General features: G+C 68.4%; 15 protein-coding genes. 6 read left to right on the top strand and 9 right to left on the bottom strand.

All coding sequences use genetic code 11. The features are described 5' to 3' along the window. The first annotated feature begins 73 nt into the window (after positions 1–73). The 4 genes from ASD05_RS02460 to ASD05_RS02475 all read left to right on the top strand — a co-directional run bounded on the left by ASD05_RS02460 (position 74) and on the right by ASD05_RS02475 (position 3,144). On the top strand, positions 74–823 hold the full coding sequence (locus ASD05_RS02460) for an aspartate/glutamate racemase family protein (protein WP_056587102.1): 750 nt from the start codon (positions 74–76) through the stop codon (positions 821–823). Positions 824–926: 103 nt separating this feature from the next. Beyond that, complete coding sequence (locus ASD05_RS02465) at positions 927–1,823, top strand: dienelactone hydrolase family protein (RefSeq protein WP_056587107.1); 897 nt, start codon at positions 927–929, stop codon at positions 1,821–1,823. A 108-nt stretch (positions 1,824–1,931) separates the two neighbouring features. Then, positions 1,932–2,813: a ZIP family metal transporter gene (locus ASD05_RS02470; protein WP_056587110.1), complete on the top strand. Its 882-nt coding sequence runs from the start codon at positions 1,932–1,934 to the stop codon at positions 2,811–2,813. A 118-nt stretch (positions 2,814–2,931) separates the two neighbouring features. Further along, positions 2,932–3,144, top strand: coding sequence for a hypothetical protein (locus ASD05_RS02475; protein WP_056587114.1), 213 nt, complete (start codon positions 2,932–2,934; stop codon positions 3,142–3,144). 10 nt (positions 3,145–3,154) lie between these two features. On the opposite strand, the gene ASD05_RS02480 is transcribed toward ASD05_RS02475, so the two are convergent. The 8 genes from ASD05_RS02480 to ASD05_RS02515 all read right to left on the bottom strand — a co-directional run bounded on the left by ASD05_RS02480 (position 3,155) and on the right by ASD05_RS02515 (position 13,131). After that, positions 3,155–4,609 carry an N-acyl-D-amino-acid deacylase family protein gene (locus tag ASD05_RS02480; RefSeq protein WP_056587117.1) on the bottom strand — a complete coding sequence of 485 codons (1,455 nt, stop codon included), beginning with the start codon at positions 4,607–4,609 and terminating at the stop codon, positions 3,155–3,157. A gap of 308 nt (positions 4,610–4,917) precedes the next feature. Continuing rightward, positions 4,918–5,913, bottom strand: a complete 996-nt coding sequence (locus ASD05_RS02485) for an ABC transporter ATP-binding protein (RefSeq protein WP_056587119.1) — start codon at positions 5,911–5,913, stop codon at positions 4,918–4,920. Beyond that, entirely contained in the window at positions 5,910–6,950 is a 1,041-nt protein-coding gene (locus ASD05_RS02490; protein ID WP_056587797.1) for an ABC transporter ATP-binding protein, read from the bottom strand. The genes ASD05_RS02485 and ASD05_RS02490 overlap by 4 nt, the downstream gene beginning before the upstream one ends. A gap of 10 nt (positions 6,951–6,960) precedes the next feature. Then, positions 6,961–7,854 carry an ABC transporter permease gene (locus ASD05_RS02495; RefSeq protein WP_056587122.1) on the bottom strand — a complete coding sequence of 298 codons (894 nt, stop codon included), beginning with the start codon at positions 7,852–7,854 and terminating at the stop codon, positions 6,961–6,963. Between the two features lie 24 nt (positions 7,855–7,878). Continuing rightward, positions 7,879–8,814, bottom strand: a complete 936-nt coding sequence (locus ASD05_RS02500) for an ABC transporter permease (RefSeq protein ID WP_056587125.1) — start codon at positions 8,812–8,814, stop codon at positions 7,879–7,881. A gap of 18 nt (positions 8,815–8,832) precedes the next feature. Then, positions 8,833–10,425 carry an ABC transporter substrate-binding protein gene (locus ASD05_RS02505; RefSeq protein WP_056587128.1) on the bottom strand — a complete coding sequence of 531 codons (1,593 nt, stop codon included), beginning with the start codon at positions 10,423–10,425 and terminating at the stop codon, positions 8,833–8,835. Positions 10,426–10,473: 48 nt separating this feature from the next. Further along, positions 10,474–11,925, bottom strand: a complete 1,452-nt coding sequence (locus ASD05_RS02510) for a M81 family metallopeptidase (RefSeq protein ID WP_056587134.1) — start codon at positions 11,923–11,925, stop codon at positions 10,474–10,476. A gap of 48 nt (positions 11,926–11,973) precedes the next feature. Continuing rightward, on the bottom strand, positions 11,974–13,131 hold the full coding sequence (locus tag ASD05_RS02515; protein WP_056587137.1) for an NAD(P)/FAD-dependent oxidoreductase: 1,158 nt from the start codon (positions 13,129–13,131) through the stop codon (positions 11,974–11,976). A 202-nt stretch (positions 13,132–13,333) separates the two neighbouring features. Here ASD05_RS02515 and ASD05_RS02520 point away from each other — a divergent pair, with 202 nt between their 5' ends. Beyond that, on the top strand, positions 13,334–14,047 hold the full coding sequence (locus ASD05_RS02520; protein ID WP_056587140.1) for a helix-turn-helix domain-containing protein: 714 nt from the start codon (positions 13,334–13,336) through the stop codon (positions 14,045–14,047). A 100-nt stretch (positions 14,048–14,147) separates the two neighbouring features. Next, complete coding sequence (locus tag ASD05_RS02525; protein WP_056587143.1) at positions 14,148–15,407, top strand: M20/M25/M40 family metallo-hydrolase; 1,260 nt, start codon at positions 14,148–14,150, stop codon at positions 15,405–15,407. Positions 15,408–15,449: 42 nt separating this feature from the next. Here ASD05_RS02525 and ASD05_RS02530 read toward each other — a convergent pair whose 3' ends face one another. Next, a complete protein-coding gene (locus tag ASD05_RS02530) occupies positions 15,450–17,543 on the bottom strand; it encodes a DUF3300 domain-containing protein (RefSeq protein WP_056587800.1) in 2,094 nt (697 codons plus the stop codon). Positions 17,544–17,654: the final 111 nt, after the last annotated feature.

Raw genomic sequence — 17,654 nt, forward strand, 5'->3', positions numbered from 1 at the left:
CTTCCCCCTACCGGGGGCAATACCAGCGGCCCGGCAAAGCCGGTTCCGCGGTATTCCTGAAAAGAGAAAGATCATGGCTTCGACGAACGTTGTAGGCATCTTGGGGGGCATGGGCCCCGCGGCGGGCGCCGACTTCGTGCGGCTCTTCGTGCAGGCCTGCGCGCAGCAGATGCGCTTGCGCGGCGAGCCGGTGCGCGACCAGTCCTTTCCCGAGCACTGGCTCGCGCAGGTGCCGGTGCCCGACCGCACCGACGCACTGGCTTCGGCCGAGCAGGGCGCGCATCAGCCGCTCGAACCGATGCTGCAGGCGCTGGGCCGGCTGGCCGCGCTGGGCAGCAGGGCCGTTGCCATTGCATGCAACACCGCACATGCCTGGCACGCCAACCTGCAGGAGCGTTTTCCGCAGGTCGAGCTGCTGCACATGGCGCGCGAAACGGCGCGCCACGTGGCCGAGCAGGGCGCGGCCGGCGTGGCGCTGATGGCCACCGAAGGCACCTACCGCGTGCGGCTCTACGAACAGGCGCTGGCCGACGCGGGCCTGGGCTGCCATGTGCCGCTGCCCGAGGAGCGCCGGACCATCATGCGGGGCATCTTCGACGGCGTGAAGGCCGGCAACATGCCGCTCGCCGAGCAGTGCTTCTCCGAGGTGGCCCTGAAGCTCGCCGAACGCCACGGCCCCGTCACCATCATCATGGGCTGCACCGAGGTGCCGCTGGGGCTGCAGGGCTCTGCGGCCGTGGCCGGGCTGGACCTGGTCGATCCCGCGCAGGTGCTGGCCGCTGCGCTGGCGCGCCGGGCGTACGCGTCGCACCAACCCCACTGAATTTCAGGGCTTGGAGGGGCAGGGCTGATTTCGCCTACATTGCGGCGTGCGTTTTCCATGGCGCCACGCCCCATTGTTCGACGATTCAACTGGAGCCCTTCCCATGTCCCTCGACGACAGCCGTTCCGACTTCGATTCGCTTCGCCCCGGCGAGAGCACCGACCAGGGTGCCACGCGCCGCACCGCGCTCAAGGCTGCCATCGGCATGGGCTACGCGGCCGCCGTGTTGCCGGTGATGGCGCAGACCGCCGTCAGCACCACGGCCGAAGGCCTGAAGGCCGGCCCCATCAAGTACACCGTCAACGGCTTCGAGGTGCCCGCCTACGCGGCCGCGCCGGAAGGCAAGACCGGCCTGCCGGTGGTCTTGGTGATCCAGGAAATCTTCGGCGTGCACGAGTACATCGCCGACACCTGCCGCCGCTTCGCCCAACTCGGCTACATGGCCATCGCTCCCGAGCTGTATGCGCGCCAGGGCGACCCGCGCGGCTACACCGACATTCCGAAGCTGCAGGCCGACGTTGTCAGCAAGGTGCCCGACGCGCAGGTCATGGCCGACCTCGACGGCGCGCTGGCCTATGCCAAGGCCAACGGCGGCGACACCAGCAAGGCCGGCATCACCGGTTTCTGCTGGGGCGGGCGCATCGTCTGGCTCTATGCCGCCACCGGCAAGGTCAAGGCGGGCGTGGCCTGGTACGGCCGGCTCGTCGGGCAGGCCAGCGGCCTGACGCCGAAGCACCCGATCGACATCGCCGCCGGCCTGCAGGCGCCGGTGCTCGGCCTGTATGGCGGAAAAGACCAGGGCATCCCTCTTGACACGGTTGATAAGATGAAAGCGGCTCTGGCCACCGGAACCCCGGCGGCCAAGGCGTCGAGCTTCGTCGTGTATCCCGAAGCAGGCCATGCATTCCATGCCGACTACCGCCCGAGCTATGTCAAGAGCGCGGCGGAAGACGGCTGGCAACGCGCCACGGCCTGGTTCAAAGCCAATGGCGTCGCCTGAAGACGGCGCCTTGTAGCCACCCCGCCGAAGGCCGTCCGTGTGACGGCCTTTCTCTTTTTATGAACGGTATGCGGCCCTGACGGCCGCTCTTCTTGCGCAAGCCCAGCTATGAATTTGATAGTCATCATCGCGGCGACCCTGGTTGCCGGTATCGGGAGCGTCTGGCTCGCGGCCCTGTTGTTGAAGGTGGGTGTGCGCAGCGGGTCGGGCGGCGTGAACCCGCAGCACCTGCTGAGCCTGGCGGCCGGCGCGCTGCTGGCCACCGCCTTCATGCACCTGCTGCCTGAAGCCTTCGAAAGCCGCATCGAGCCGGCGCTGCTGTTCGCGGTGCTGCTGTTCGGGCTGGTGTTCTTCTTCCTGCTCGACAAGGCCGAGCTGTGGCACCACGGGCACGAGCATCACCATGGCGGGGAGAACGGCGGGCACGACCATGGCCACGCGCACTCGCACGTTCATGCGCACGACCACGGGCCCCGCACCGGCGGCTGGGCCGTGCTCACAGGGGACAGCGTGCACTGCTTCGGCGACGGCATCCTGATCGCCTCGGCCTTCACCGCCGACCTGCGCCTGGGCCTGGTCGCCGCCATCGCGGTGCTGGCGCACGAAGTTCCGCATCACATCGGCGACCTTGTCGTGCTGCGCCAGAGCTCGGCCAACCAGCGCGCGGCGCTGGTGAAGGTGTCGCTCGCCGGCACCATGACCGCGCTGGGCGGCATCGCGGGCTGGTGGCTGGTCGATCAACTGCACAGCTGGCTGCCGTACTTCCTGGTGCTGGCTGGTAGTAGTTTTGTATACGTGGCACTGGCCGACCTGATTCCGCAACTGCAAAAGCGCCTGCCGGCGCGCCAGACCGCCGCGCAGATCCTGTGGCTGGCCGCGGGCATCGTGCTGGTCACGCTCGTGAGCCGGCTGGCACACGGCGAGCATGGGCACGAACATGGCCACGACGACCCGGGCCACGGGGAGCACGGCCACGTGCACAAGGACTGACGGTCCGCCAGATCCTGCAGGAAACTTCCCGACACCGATGCTGCGCGCCGGATGAACCGCAACGGTCGAAACAGGCGCACCATAGGGGGGCTGTCAGAAATCTGCCTAGGAACCGATCATGAACACCATCGACGCCACCGCGCGATCCGCTGCGCCCGCCGAAGACGAGGAGGACGACACGCCCGCCGATGACTTCGAGGAGCAGGATGCCGACGTGTCCGACGACCTGTCGGAGGAAACGGGTATCGACCTCACCGATGCGAGCGAGCTCGATGCAGACAACGTGCCGGCCGACGAGGAATTCGATCGCGTCATGAACGCGCCCGACTGACCTCGCTCGCTCAGGCTGCGTCGCGCCGCGTGATCACCTGTCCGTTGCGTGCCCCGCTGTGCACGCCAGCGCGCCAGGTCACGGCGCCGTTCACGATCACCGCATCGATGCCTTCGGCCGCCCGCGTCGGCGTTTCGTAGTTCGCCGTGTCGCGCACCGTCGCGGCGTTGAAGATCACCACGTCGGCGTGGTGCCCCGGCTTCAGCGTGCCGCGCTCGTGCAGGCCGAAGTTGCGGGCCGTGAGCCCGGTCATCTTCCACACCGCCGTCTCCAGCGGAAACAAGCCGACATCGCGGCTGTAGTGGCCCAGCACGCGGGGGAAGGTGCCCCACAGGCGCGGATGCGGTTTGTCGCCCAAAGGAATGCCGTCCGAGCCGATCATGGTGTCGTCGAACGCGAGGACGCGCTGCACATCGTCCTCGTCCATCATGAAGTAGATGGCGCTGCCGGGCTGCAGCCGCTTCGCTGCCTCTTCGCCCGACACGCCCCATTCGGCGGCAATGTCCTTCAGGTCGCGGCCCGCGCACTCGGGATGCGGCACGCTCGACGCGATAAGCACGCGGCCTTCCATCATCCCGCGGTCGGTGCGGATCATGGTGGAGCCGGCGGTGTACGGATAGCAGTCGAGCCCGATGCACTGGTGCTTCATCGCCTCCTGGATGAAGGGCAGCGTCACCTTGGTCTTGCCGAAGTTGTGCGTGTTCTGCACCTTGTGGTGCGACACCACCACCGGGATGTCGAGCGCGCGGCCGATGTGGAAAGTCTCTTCGAGCGACTCCATCACGCGGTCGCTCTCGTCGCGCATGTGGGTCACGTACAGCGCCTTGCGCGCGGTGAGCGGGCGGCCGACCTCGATGATTTCCTCGGTCGTCGCCTTCACGGCGGGCGGGTAGAAGGTGCCGGTCGACATGCCGATGGCGCCGGCCTGCATCGCTTCTTCGACCAGCGCCTGCATGGCCGCGATCTCGCTGTCGTTCGCGGGGCGGTCGAGGTCGGCCATGACCACGGCGCGCAGGGTCGAGTGGCCGACCATCGCGGCCACGTTCACCGACGACGGCGTGGCGCGCAGCGCGTCGAGGTACGCCGCGAAGCTCGTGAAGCGGCCTTCTGCGGGCGACTCGAGCAGGCTCAGCGGCATGGGCAGGTCCATGTCCACGCGCAGCGGCGCGGCGCTGATGCCGCAGTTGCCCGCGACCACCGTGGTCACGCCTTGCGACACCTTGAAGGGCATCTGCGCCTGCGAAAGCACGGCCTGGTCGTCGTGCGTGTGCGAGTCGATGAAGCCGGGCGCGACGATGCGGCCGGTGGCGTCGAGCGTCTGTTCTGCCGTGTGGCCCGCGAGGTTGCCGATGGCGGCGATGCGGTCGCCCACGATGCCGACGTCGGCGTTGAAGCGCGGGGCCTTGGTGCCGTCGATGACGGTGCCGCCTTGGATCAGGAGATCGTAGTGGGGGGCGTTGTTCATTTCGGTCCTTTCATGTGTTGTCTTGGGCGGTTGTGTTCGGGGCGTGTGCACAGGCCACCGGGTACGCCCCTCCGCGAATGTCCCCCGGCCTTCGGCCTCCTCCTTTATTTCGCTGCGGGGAGCACCCGGTGCCCTGTGCACGATGGGCGCTCTGCTTATGCCGGCAGTTCAACCACTCTGCTGAACGATCACGCCGATGGGGTGCCTTGCGCAGCGAAATAAAGGAGGAGGCCGCAGGCCGGGGGGCATTCGCGGAGCAAGGTACCCCGTCGGCGTGATCGCACCCTGAACGGCTGCGCTCCACCATCTCAACGGAAATGGCAAGCAACCAAATGGCTGCCGTTGGAAGAGACCGGCCGCTCGCTCAACTCAGGCGCCTTCTCCTTGCACACGGCCTGCGCCATCGGACAGCGTGTGTGGAAGCGGCAACCGGAAGGCGGGTTGGCGGGGCTCGGCGGGTCGCCCTGCAACAACATGCGGCGCGCGGGCGTGCGCGGGTTGGGCACGGGCACGGCCGAGAGAAGGATCTCGGTGTACGGATGCAGCGGCGCCGAGAACAGCGTGTCGCGGTCGGCGATCTCCACGATGTGGCCCAGGTACATCACCGCCACGCGGTGGCTGATGTGGCGCACCACCGCGAGGTCGTGCGCCACGAACAGGTAGGCGATGCCGAACTCGGCCTGCAGGTCCATCAGCAGGTTGACGACCTGCGCCTGCACCGACACGTCGAGCGCCGACACCGGCTCGTCGCACACGATGAGCTTCGGGTTCAGCGCCAGCGCCCGCGCGATGCCCAGCCGCTGGCGCTGGCCGCCCGAGAACTCATGCGGAAACTTCTTCGCCGCTTCCGGCCGCAGCCCCACGCGCGAGAACAGCCACTGCACCCGCTCGCGCCGCTCGGCCGCCGCGCCCATGCCGAAATTGCGCAGCGGCTCGGCCACGATGTCGCCGGCCGTGAGGCGCGGGTTCAGCGAAGCGTAGGGATCTTGAAAAATGATCTGCAGGTTGCGCCGGCGCATGCGCATGTCTTCGGCCGAGAGCGATAACAGTTCCTCGCCCTCGAGCTGCACCGAGCCCGCGCTGGGCTCCACCAGCCGCAGCACCGATTTGGCCGTGGTCGTCTTGCCGCAGCCCGATTCGCCCACCAGCGATAGCGTTTCGCCGCGAGCGACGTCGAACGAAACGCCATCCACCGCCTGGATCGCCGGCCGGGCCGGCCGCAGCCAGCGCTTGGGCGTGGTGTAGTGCTTGCGCAGGTTGCGCACCTGCAGCAGCGGTGCGGTCGTTGTTGCTGCTGTCGTCATGCGGCCATCTCCTCGGCGCCGGCCGGTTGTTCCCAGTGTTCCTCGACGGCGAAGCAGGCCACCACGTGGTCGCCTCCCTGCGGCACGAGCCGTGGCGTTTCGACGCGGCAGCGTTCGCGCGCATGGCTGCAGCGCGCGGCGAAGGCGCAGCCGCGCCCAAGCTCGTGCGCGGCCGGCACCAGTCCCGGAATCTCGGTGAGTCGCGTGCTCGCGGTGTTCATCGCGGGCATCGAGGCCATCAGCGCGCGCGTGTAGGGATGCAGCGGGCGGTCGAACAGGTCGATCACGTCGGCTTCCTCCACCTTCTTCCCGGCGTACATGACCACCACGCGGTCGCAGCTCTCGGCCACCACGCCGAGGTCGTGCGTGATCATCACCACGCCCATGCCCAGCTCCTTCTGCAGCCGCTTGATGAGGTCGAGGATCTGCGCCTGGATGGTCACGTCCAGGGCAGTCGTCGGCTCGTCGGCGATCAGCACCTCGGGATTGCAGGCCAGGGCCAGCGCGATCATCACGCGCTGGCGCATGCCGCCCGAGAGCTGGTGCGGGTACTCGTTCACGCGGCGCTCGGGCTCGGGGATCTGCACCACGCGCAGCATCTCGACCGCGCGCTTCATCGCGTCGGCGCGGCTGGCCTTCTGGTGCAGCTGCACCGTCTCGGCGATTTGCCGGCCCACGGTGAGCACCGGGTTCAGCGAGGTCATCGGCTCCTGGAAGATCATCGAGATGCGGTTGCCGCGGATCTGCCGCATCTCGCGTTCGCTGAGCTGCATCAGGTCGGTGCCGCGCAGCCGCACGGCGCCCATGTGGCGGCCCGGCGGCGTTGGCACCAGCCGCAGGATCGACAGCGCGGTCACGCTCTTGCCGCAGCCCGATTCGCCGACCACGCCGAGCGTGCGGCCCGCGCGCACCGTGTAGGAAACGCCGTCGACCGAGCGCACCACGCCCGCCAGCGTGTGGAAGTGGGTGCGCAGGTTGTCGACTTCGAGCAGCGGCTCGCCGGGGGCAAGTGCGGTGTGGGACATGGTGATCGTCATGGCATGTCCTTCAAAGTTGCCGCGCCAGGCGCGGGTCCAGCGCATCGCGCAGGCCGTCGCCCAGCAGGTTGATGGCCAGCACCGTGGCCGCCAGCAGCAGCCCCGGGTACAGGATGATGTGGAACGCCACCGCCACGAAGTTGCGGCCCTCGGCCATCATGTTGCCCCAGCTCGGCGTCTGCGAAGGCACGCCCACGCCGAGGAACGACAGCGCCGCCTCGGTCAGCACCGCCGCCGCCGCCACGAAGGTGGCCTGCACCACCAGCGGCGCCACGATGTTCGGCAGCACGTGGCGCAGCAGGATCATCGGCAGCCGCGTACCGACCGCGTGCGCGGCCTCCACATACAGCTGTTCGCGCAGCGTGAGCGCGAGCGAACGCACCAGCCGCACCACGCGCGGGATCTCGGGCACGGTGATGGCGACGATCACCGTCGTCAGGCTGGCGCGCGTCACGGCCATCAGCGCGATGGCCAGCAGGATGCCGGGGATGGCCATGAGCCCGTCCATCACCCGCATGATCGGGCCGTCCGCCCAGCGCACGAAGCCCGACACCAGCCCGAGCACGACACCGAAGAAAGTGGCCAGCACCGCGACCGTGGCACCCACGATCATCGACACCTGCCCGCCCCACACGGCGCGGCTGAACACGTCGCGGCCGAGCGCGTCGGTGCCGAACCAGTGCTCGCCCGACGGCGGCTGCATGCGCATCAGCGGGTCGATGTCCTGCGGGTCGTGCGTGGCGACCCACGGGGCGCCAATGGAGAGGGCCGCCATCAGGATCAGCAGCAGCGCGCCGATGATCAGCGTCGGGTGCTTGCGCGCCCAGCGCCAGCGTGGCGGCACGAAGGGGGTGTCGTCGTGCGCATCCGGCATCGTGGGGGCGGGCGCGTCGATCTCGCTCATGGGGAGGACCGTGGACATGTTTGTTCAGTACTGGATGCGCGGATCGAACAAGCGGTAGCTCAGGTCGATCAGCAGGTTGATCAGCACGTACACCCCGGCCGACAGCAGCAGCACGCTCTGGATCACCGGGTAGTCGTGCCGCTGCACCGAGTCGATCACCAGCCGGCCCACGCCGGGAATGGCGAACACCGTCTCGGTGACCACCACGCCGCCGATCAGCAGCGCGATGCCCGCGCCCACGGTGGTTGCGATGGGAATGGCCGCGTTGCGCAGCGCATGGCCCAGCACCGGCAGCACGCCCAGGCCCTTGGCGCGCGCGGTGCGGATGTAGTCCTCGTGCAGCACTTCGAGCACGGTGGCGCGCGTCATGCGCGTCACCAGCGCGATGTAGACCAGCGCGAGGTTCACGCAGGGCAGCACCAGCGAGCGCAGCCATTCGCCCGCGCCCTCTGCGAAGCGCACGTAGCCCTGCACCGGAAACCACGGCAGCTGGATCGCGAAGCTGTAGACCAGCAGGTAGCCCACGAGGAACACCGGCACCGAGAAGGCCAGCACCGCGAACAGCATCACCAGCCGGTCGATCCAGCTGCCTGCGCGGTAGGCCGCGAGCGTGCCCAGCGGCACCGACACCACCAGCGTGATGAGCATGGTCAGCGCGGCGATCGACACCGTGGGCTCCAGCCGCTGCCCCAGCAGCTGCGTGACCGGCATCTGCGTGAAGATCGAGGTGCCCAGGTCGCCGGTGAAGAGCTTGCCTATCCACAGCCCGAACTGCTGCCACAGCGGCAGGTTCAGGCCCAGCGCGGCGCGCAGCTTCTCGATGTCTTCCGTGGTGGCGAGGTCGCCCGCGATGAGCGCGGCCGGATCGCCCGGCGACAGGTGGATCAGCAGGAACACCACCACGGCCACCACCGCCATGACGGGCAGGGTCGCTATGAAGCGTCGAACGATGTAGCCCATGGCGGTGCCCTTGAATTCTTATTGCCTGTCGAGCGCCCAGACCGTCGGCATGCCGGACCAGAGCTTGTCCAGCCCCTTCAGGCTGGTGCGCGCGGCGAAGGCGGCCGAATACTGGCCCGCGTTGATGTACGGCACGGCCTCGTAGGCGCGGGCCTGGAATGCGTCGAGCAGTTCCTTGCGCTTGGCAGGCACGGTTTCCTTCAGCCACGCGGTGCGCAGCTCATCCAGCGGTTTGTCGCAGGGCCAGCCGGGCAGGGTGTTGCCGCAGGCCGCGCTCAGGTAGGCGTTGCTGATGGGCGAGTTGGCATCGAACTCGCCGGCCACGGTGACGTACATGTTCCAGCCGCCGGCATCCGGTGCGTCGCGCTTGGCGCGGCGCGCGCCGATGGAAGCCCAGTCCATGGTCTGGGCGTCGACGTTCAGGCCGATGCTTTTCATCGTTTGGGCGGCCATCAGCGCCTCGGCGTTCAGGTACGGCACGTCGCTGGGCACCAGCAGCACCACCTTTTCGCCCTTGTAGCCGGCGTCGGCGAGCATCTTCTTCGCCTTGGCGATGTCGGCCTTGCGGTAGGGCTCGGCGCCGGCCGCGGTGTCGTTGGGGCTGCCGCAGATGAAGTAGGTGGCACAGTAGGCCATGCGCATGTCGAGCGGGAAGCCCATGGCGGCTATGAAGCGCTCCTGGCTCACGGCCTGCAGCAGCGCCTGGCGCACCTTCGGGTTGTTGAGGGGCGCATGCAGCTGGTTCATCACCAGGAAGCCCTGGTAGGCGCCGCCTGAGCCGATCTTCACGCCCGTGTCGGTGCGCAGCGGCGCGATGTAGTCGGGCGGCAGCTGCTCGATGATGTCGACCTCGCCGCGCTTGAGGGCGGCCACGGCGCTGTTGGCGTCGGGCAGGTAGAGCCATTCGACGCGCTCGAAGCTGCTCTTCTTGCTGCCGGCCAGGCCGCTGGGCGGCTCGCTGCGCGCCACGTAGTTGGGGTTGCGCACGAACACCGCCTTGTTGCCCGGCACCCATTCGTCGCGCTTGAAGATGAAGGGGCCGGAGCCCAGCACTTCGGTCAGCGGCGCGGTGGCCGGCAGCTTCGCCAGCCGCTCGGGCAGGACCACCGGCGGAAAGCCCGAGGGCTTGGCCAGCGCGTCGAGCACCATGCCGAAGGGCTCGTTGAGCGTGAGCGTGAAGCTGCGCGCGTCGGTGGCCTTCCACTCGGCGCCGCTGGCCGTCATCGCGCGGCCCAGGCTGTCGCGCGCGGCCCAGCGCTGCAGCGAGGCGACGGCGTCGGCCGAGGTGACGGCGCTGCCGTCGGAGAACTTGAGGCCCGGGCGCAGCGTGAAGCTCCACTGCTTGCCGTCCTTCGAGGCGGTGTACTTCTCCACCATCTGCGGCTGCGGCTTGCCGTTCGCGTCCTGCGCGAAGAGCGTGTCGTACACCATGTAGCCGAAGTTGCGCGAGATGTAGGCGGTGGTGAAGGTCGGGTCGAGGATCTTCAGGTCGGCATGCGCCACCACCTTCAGCGTCTTGGGCTGCGGCGTCTGGGCATGCGCGGGAAGGCTCGCCGCGAAGGCGGTGGAAAGGGCCAGGGCGGCGAGAGCGCCAAGCGTCCGTCGTTTCATCGTCGGTTCTCCGGTGAGGGAAGGCAGCAAAAAGAAGGAAGGAAAAGCTCAGGCCGCGACGCCGATCGGCCACTTGGGCAGGCGGGCCTTGCGATACGGCAGCGTGTTCAGGTCGAGCGTGACGGCGCCCGGCGCGCCCGCGTAGATGACGTGCTTCGCCACCTTGGAGTACGACGCGTAGAAATGCTGCGACGACTTCACGACGATGATCTTCTTCGTCGCGAGGTCGCAGCCCAGCTGCGTGAAGAGGTCGGTGCCCATCGCCTGGTTGCGCAGCGTGATCAGCACGATCTCGATGCCGTTGGCCTCGACCAGCGCGCTGTCGCCCATCAGCGTGGGCGTGCCCGCCAGGCCGGTCATCACCAGGTCGTGCTTGAGCGCCTTCACGGTGCACTCGACATCGAGCGGGTCGCCCGACAGCGGGCTGATCTTGCCGCCGATGCGCATCGGCAGCTTCGCGCCCACGCCCGCGTCGAAGGCGATGCGCACCGCGATCGGGTCCCACAGCGGGCCCAGCGCCGCGTTGGTGATGCCGCGCTCAACCATGCGGCGCAGGATGAAGGTCGAATCGCTGGCCGCGCCACCGCCGGGATTGTCGGCGCCGTCGGAGATCACCACGGGGCCGCCGTCGAAGGCCAGTGCCTCGTCGAGTGACGCATCGATGCCGGGGTAGTTCACGGTGAGGCCGTCGCGCATGGCGATGACCTCGTCGGCGAGCTGGCGCGCCAGCAGGTCGGCCTGGGCCTTGTCGCCGTCGGTGTAGACCAGCACCTTGGTGCCCATCTCGGGCACGTCGCCCCACGAGAAGCCGTGCGTGAGCGAGATGGAAAGCACGCCGTTCTTGCCCTCGAGCGACTGCATGCGCTCGACGAAGCCGCGTGCCGGCTGGCGCGAGGTGTGCACGGTGACGATCATGTCGCAGTCGACCACCGCGGGCACGGGCTTGAGCTTGCCCTCGACCGTGGCGGCGCAGATGTCGACCAGCTCGAGGCCGCGTTCGAGCACGTCGGTGTGCGGGTATTCCTTGAAGGAGACCATCACGTTGGCGTTGGAGATCATCTCCGGCGTGAGGTGGTTGTGCGGATCGAGCTCGGCGCCGACCACCACGTCGGGCCCGACGATCTGCCGAACGCGTGCCAGCAGGTCGCCTTCGCAGTCGTCGTAGCCGTCGGCCACCATCGCACCGTGCAGGCCGAGCAGCACCATGTCCACGGGCAGCACTGCGCGCAGGTCGGCCAGCAACTCGTCGCGCAGCGTCTCGTAGGCGTGGCGCGTGGTGGTGCCGCTGGGCTGCGCGCCGGCCACCATGCCCTCGAACAGCGTCCAGCCCTTGTCGGCGCCGCGCATGCGCGCAGCCCACAGTGGGCCCGAGAACAGCGTCATCGCGTCGGGGTGCTTGCCGGCGGGGAAGTAGCCACGGTCCTTGAAGGAGGCGAGGCCCGTCGGCATCGGGCCGAAGGTGTTGGTTTCGGTGGCAAGGGAAGCACTGAAGACGCGCATGGTCAGACCTCGTGGGGTGGGTTGTGTTCGTTGTGGGGCAGGCCGGGTTCAGCCGGCCGCCGCGCGCAGCCGCTGCGGGCCCAGCATTTCCGCCGTGAGTCCGAAGGCGGCGATGCGTTCGGGCAGCGGCAGCCCGCGTGCCAGCGCGGCGCAGGCTTCGCCCATGGCGGCCGATGTCTGGATGCCGTAGCCGCCTTGCGCCGCCACCCAGAAGAAGCCGGGCACGCCGGGCTCGAAGCCGCCAACGAGGTCGCCGTCGGCCACGAAGGAGCGCAGGCCGGCCCAGGTGCGCGTGGGGCGGCGGATGGCCAGCGTGGTCGCTTCCTCGATGCGGTGCATGGCGATGGCGATGTCCATCTCCTCGGGCTGCACGTCCTGCGGCTCGACCGGGTCGGCATTGGCCGGCGAGCCGAGCAGCATGCCGGCGTCGGGCTTGATGTACCAGCCCTCGTCGGCGCCGAACACCATCGGCCAGTGCGCCACGCTCTGGCCTTCTGGCGGCGCGAAGATGAATGCGGAGCGCCGACGCGGCTCGATGCCCAGCGGCGGCACGCCGGCCATGCGTGCGATGGTGTCGACCCATGCGCCGGCTGCGTTGAGCACCACCGGCGCTTCGTACACCGTGCCGCCGGCTTCCACGCGCCAGCGTTCGCCCGTGCGAGCGATTGCCGTCACGCCCGCATCGCACACCAGCTGGCCGCCCGCGCGCCGCATGCCGCGCAGGTAGCCCTGGTGGATGGCGTGCACGTCCATGTCGGCGGCATCGGGCTCGTAAACGGCGCCCTGCACCTGATCGGGGCGCAGCGCCGGCACCATTTCGCGCGCCTCTTCGCCGCTCAGGCGCGAGGCGCCGGTGTTCATGTCGCGCAGCACCTGCCAGTGGGCTTCGAGCTCGGCCATGTGGTCGGCGCCCGCGACCATCATCGCGCCGCGCGGCGTGAGCAATGGATGTTCGCTGAAGCCTTCGGGCGGATGTTCGAGGAAGGCGCGGCTCGCCATGGTGAGGGCGCGCACCTGCGCGGTGCCGTAGCTTTCCATGAAGAGGGCGGCGGAGCGGCCGGTGGAGTGGTAGCCGGGTTGCGATTCCCGTTCTAGAAGGATCACGCGTGCGTGCGGCGCGAGCCAGTGGGCCACCGAGGCCCCGGCGATGCCGCCGCCGATCACGAGGAAGTCAGCCACGATGGGCTCTGCAGTGCTGGAGGTCATTGATGAAAAGTGTAGGAATAATTTTGCGGATACGCAAATTGATTCGAGGGTTCCAAGGGGAAACCATGATGCACCGAGGTGGTGAAATTTGCGTTCGCGCAATTTGCGTATACGCAACTTCCGCGCCGGGGTCACGCGGGTTGGCATGGATGGTGCGCGCCCCGGCTGGCAGAATCCTCGGCACCACAGGAGAAAGCCAAGCGTGAATCCACACACAGGGACCAAGACGCGAACGAAGCCCGGGGACGAGCCACCCACGCTGGATCGCGCCACTTTCGGCAACCGCCTGCGCACCGCGCGCAAGCGCTTCGGCTGGACGCTGGCGCAGCTCGCGGAGCGCTCGGGCGTGTCGATCACCACCATCTCGCGCGCGGAGCGTGGCCAGCTCGCGCTGGGCTACGAGAACTTCACCGCGCTGGGCCACGCGCTGGAGATGGACATGAACGCCATGTTCGCGGGCGCCGGCGTCAAGCCCGCGCAGCTCGACGGGCCGGTGGTCACGCGCGCCGGCAAGGGCATCGTATACAAGGGCCTTTCCATCGCCTACGAGTTCCTCGGCACCACCGCCGCGGGCAAGCAGATGAGCCCCATCGTCGGCACGGTGCACGCGCGGAAGATCCACGGTCCGGAAGACTTCGTGCGGCATGGCGGCGAGGAGTTCGCCTATGTGCTCTCGGGCGAGATCGAGGTGCACTTCGACAACGGCGAAGTGGTGCGCATGGCGCGCGGCGACTCGCTGTATTTCGACAGCCGCCTGGGCCACGCTTACATCAGCGTGAGCCGGCAGCTCGCGCGCATCGTGGGCATGACCATCGGCGAGAGCGGGCACATGCAATCTGCGCGCGAGGCGCCTGCGTTGAAGGCGCCTCGCAAGACCGGGGCCGCGAAGAAGACCGCGGCTCGCGCCAAGCGCTGAGCACCGTTCCCGCACGGCGCCGGGTGTCTCCGATTTGCGCGCGGCCGGCGCCTTGCCCCGCTATGCTTGCCGCCGCCATTCACTCGGAGACCGAATCATCATGACCATGCGTTCTTCCTTCTTCACCCGTTGCTCGATTGCCGTGGCTTGCAGCCTCGCGCTCGGCGCTGCGCACGCCGCACCCGATGCCAAGCTGCTCGCCGCCGCCGAGAAGGCGCAGCCCGCCGTGATCGACAACCTCAAGGAGATGGTGCTGATCGAATCGGGCAGCCTCAACGTCGACGGCCTGCTCAAGATGGCTGACGTGGTGGAAGGGCGGTTGAAGGCCGCCGGCTTCAAGACCGAGCGCCGCAAGGCCACGGCCGGCGCGGGCGCCGATCTCGTCATCGGCACCATCAAGGGCGCGGGCAAGCGCAGGATCATGCTGCAGGGCCACATGGACACGGTGTACGCGCCCGGCATCCTCAACAGCCAGCCCTACAAGGTTGACGGCAACCGCATCTACGGCCCCGGCATCGCCGACGACAAGGGCGGCCTCGCGGTGATGCTGGCCTCGCTGAAGATCCTGGCCGACGCCGGCTGGCGCGACTACGACACGCTCACGGTGCTGATGAACCCCGACGAGGAAGTGGGCTCGGTCGGCTCGGGCGAGCTGATCGCCACCATGGCCGACCAGCACGACACGGTGCTGTCGTTCGAGCCCACGGTGGCGAAGTCGGTGGTCAAGGGCGAGTCGCTGCTCCTGGGCGCGGCCGGCATCGCACAGGCAACGATGGAGGTGAAAGGCCGCGCCGCGCACGCCGGCGCCGCGCCCGAACTGGGCCGCAACGCGCTGTACGAACTGTCGTACCAGATGCTGCAGACCAAGGACCTCGCCAAGGACATTCCCGGCGTGACGCTCAACTGGACCGTGGCACGCGCCACCGGCCCCATCAACCAGATCACCGAGAAGGCGCAGGCGCTGGGCGACATCCGCATCACGCAGCCGGGCGCCGAGAAGAAGCTCAACGAAGCGCTGCAGGCCAAGATCGCCGCCGGCAAGCTGATCCCCGACACCGAGACCACGGTGAAGGTGGAAGTGGGCCGCCCGGCTTTCATCGCGGGCGACAAGGGCCGCGCGCTGGCCGAGACGGCGCAGGCCATCTACAAGGAAATCGACCGCGACCTCGCGCTGACGCCGATGACCGGCGGCGGCACCGATGCGGGCTACGCGGGCCGCTCGGGCAAGGCCACGGTGGTCGAGAGCTTCGGCCTCGCGGGCTTCGGCTATCACGCACGCGACGAGTACATCGAAGTCGATTCGATCGTGCCGCGCATCTACCTCGTCACGCGGCTGCTGACCGAAATCGGCAAGAACTGACAGGTTCTGAAAAGAGCCGGCATGCGTTAGCCGGCTCGCCGCTCAGGGACGCTCTTGCGGCTGCCCTGGTTCGCCGTGACGGGGTGGGCGATGGGCCGCTGCCGCAGCCGCTGCTGCCGCGGCCACGCGCTGTTGTTGCTGTTGCGCCTGTTGCTGGGCGTGCTGCTGCGCCGCCTGCTGTTGCTGCGCCAGTTGTTGTTGGCGTTGCTGTTGCATCTGCATCGCCTGTTGCTGCTGTTGCTGATGCGCGGCTTGCTGTTGCGCCTGCTGTTGGCGCATCTGCTCCATCTGTGCCTGCTGCTGCTGGCGCGCTTGGTTCTGCGCCTGTTGCTGCTGTTCCCGTTGGTGCTGGATCTGGGCCTGTTGTTGCTGCTGTTGCAGCTGTTGCTGGTGCGCGGCTTGCTGTTGCGCCTGCTGTTGCTGGCGCGCTTGGTTCTGCGCCTGTTGCTGGCGCATTTGCTCCATCTGTGCCTGTTGCTGCTGGCGCGCCTGGTTCTGCGCCTGTTGTTGCTGCTGTTCCCGTTGGTGCTGGACCTGCGCCTGTTGTTGCTGTTGCTGCAACTGGGCCTGCTGCTGCGCTCGCGCTTGCTGCTGTGCCTGCTGTTGTTGCTGCATCTGCTGGCGTCTTGACTGCTCCAGTTGCGCCTGTTGCTGCGGCTGCGGCTGCTGTGCTCCCGGCGGTTGGCCCGCGAGGCGCGCCGGCGGGTGCTGCTGCTGATGCGCCTGTTGTTCTGCCTGCTGCGCTTGTTGTCGACGCAATTGGTCCTGCTGCTGTTGCTGTTGCTGCTGGAGCTGTGCTTGCCGCCCCTGCTGCTGCAGTTGCTGCTGCAGTTGCTGCGCGTGAAGCTGCTGCGCCTGTTGTTGTTGCGCCTGCTGCTGCGAGCGCTGCTGCACCTGTTGCTGCATCTGCTGCTGGCGAAGCAGGGCCTCCTGCTGGCGGGCCTGCTGTTGCTGCTGCTGCTGGGCCAGCGCGGCTTGCTGCTGCATCTGCTGTTGCTGCTGCGGCGCGAAGCCCGGAGCGGTCGCGAAGTTGGGTGCCGCGGCGCCGGCCGGCAGTCCGCGCGGTGCGCCGCCATTGTTGTTGTAGACGGTGCGCACGTTGCTCACGTTGTTGACCACTGTGGTCGAGCGCGAGATGTAGGTGTTGTTGTTGTAGACCACGGCCGGGCGGTAGGCCGGGGGCGGGGGGGCGCCACGGTCGCGGTCTCGAGCGCGCCAACCCGGCGCGCCCCAGTTCACGTTCCACGAATGCCAGCCCCAGTCGTGCCGCTCCAGCGCGGCACCGACCACCACGCCGGCGCCGAACGCGAGCACGCCGGCCGTAATCATCTGGCCCTGGCTGTAGCCCGGCGCCACCTCGACGGGGGGCGCGTACGCATAGCCGGGGTACACCGGCTGCGGCGTGCCGTAGATCACCTGCGGGTCATAGGCCGGCACATACACCACGTCGGGCTGCACGGGCTCGATGGTGATGTACTGCGGCGGCGGTTCGATCACTGCGGGGCCGCTGTAGTACGCGGCTTGTGAATCGGGCGCGGGCGCGTAGTTCTGTGGCGTCGCCGCGCTGACCACGCGCAGCTTGTCATTGTTCTTGAGCCGGCCGGCCTTGGCCGCGCGTTGCCGCATGACCTGGATCGCGTTCATCACGTCGGTCGGGTCGTTGTAGTAGGCCTTGCCCAGCGACTCGGTCCACGGGATGTTGCCGGCCATCTGGTCGACCACGCTGCGGAAGGCGGTGAGCGACTTCACGCTGGGGTCCCAGGGCTGCTGGTTGGCCGCATCGGCCAGCGGGCCGGCCTTGAGGCCGCGGTTCTGCGCGAGCCAGTCGTGCGCGGCGGTGATCTGCTCGGGGTAGGTGGCGCCGGCCAGGATCTGCGCGACCAGCTTGTCGGGGTACAGCGCAATGGGCGCGACCATCTGGTAGAGCTGGTCGGCCGAGGGTGGCACATAGGCCACTGGCACGGCCGCAGGCGCGTTGTTCTGCGGCACCGATGGTGCGGGAATGGACGATGTGGCGGGGTCGACGGCAGCGGTCGGCGTGCTGGTTGTCTTGTCGCAGCCTGCAATGGCGAGTGCGCCGATGCACACCGAAATCGTCAGGAGCCGCGGGGCCGTTGGGCGATGGGTTTTTGTCATCTGGAGTTCCATGTGGGCGCCGGCGTCGGCCCGGAACTCTTTCAACGGTGCGCGGCGGCAGGCGATGACAAAGCCTGCGCCCCGGATGCAACGGTCTGTGTCGGTTCTGCG

The sequence above is a fragment of the Variovorax sp. Root434 genome (genome assembly GCF_001426595.1).
Classification (GTDB): domain Bacteria; phylum Pseudomonadota; class Gammaproteobacteria; order Burkholderiales; family Burkholderiaceae_C; genus Variovorax.

Excerpts from the sequence above, each read along its gene's own strand:
- ASD05_RS02485 (WP_056587119.1), bottom strand. The coding sequence starts at position 5,913 with ATGACGACAGCAGCAACAACGACCGCACCGCTGCTGCAGGTGCGCAAC.
- ASD05_RS02495 (WP_056587122.1), bottom strand. The coding sequence starts at position 7,854 with ATGAGCGAGATCGACGCGCCCGCCCCCACGATGCCGGATGCGCACGAC.
- ASD05_RS02500 (WP_056587125.1), bottom strand. The coding sequence starts at position 8,814 with ATGGGCTACATCGTTCGACGCTTCATAGCGACCCTGCCCGTCATGGCG.
- ASD05_RS02490 (WP_056587797.1), bottom strand. The coding sequence starts at position 6,950 with ATGACGATCACCATGTCCCACACCGCACTTGCCCCCGGCGAGCCGCTG.
- ASD05_RS02510 (WP_056587134.1), bottom strand. The coding sequence starts at position 11,925 with ATGCGCGTCTTCAGTGCTTCCCTTGCCACCGAAACCAACACCTTCGGC.
- ASD05_RS02480 (WP_056587117.1), bottom strand. The coding sequence starts at position 4,609 with ATGAACAACGCCCCCCACTACGATCTCCTGATCCAAGGCGGCACCGTC.
- ASD05_RS02530 (WP_056587800.1), bottom strand. The coding sequence starts at position 17,543 with ATGACAAAAACCCATCGCCCAACGGCCCCGCGGCTCCTGACGATTTCG.
- ASD05_RS02505 (WP_056587128.1), bottom strand. The coding sequence starts at position 10,425 with ATGAAACGACGGACGCTTGGCGCTCTCGCCGCCCTGGCCCTTTCCACC.
- ASD05_RS02460 (WP_056587102.1), top strand. The coding sequence starts at position 74 with ATGGCTTCGACGAACGTTGTAGGCATCTTGGGGGGCATGGGCCCCGCG.
- ASD05_RS02470 (WP_056587110.1), top strand. The coding sequence starts at position 1,932 with ATGAATTTGATAGTCATCATCGCGGCGACCCTGGTTGCCGGTATCGGG.
- ASD05_RS02475 (WP_056587114.1), top strand. The coding sequence starts at position 2,932 with ATGAACACCATCGACGCCACCGCGCGATCCGCTGCGCCCGCCGAAGAC.
- ASD05_RS02465 (WP_056587107.1), top strand. The coding sequence starts at position 927 with ATGTCCCTCGACGACAGCCGTTCCGACTTCGATTCGCTTCGCCCCGGC.
- ASD05_RS02525 (WP_056587143.1), top strand. The coding sequence starts at position 14,148 with ATGACCATGCGTTCTTCCTTCTTCACCCGTTGCTCGATTGCCGTGGCT.
- ASD05_RS02515 (WP_056587137.1), bottom strand. The coding sequence starts at position 13,131 with ATGACCTCCAGCACTGCAGAGCCCATCGTGGCTGACTTCCTCGTGATC.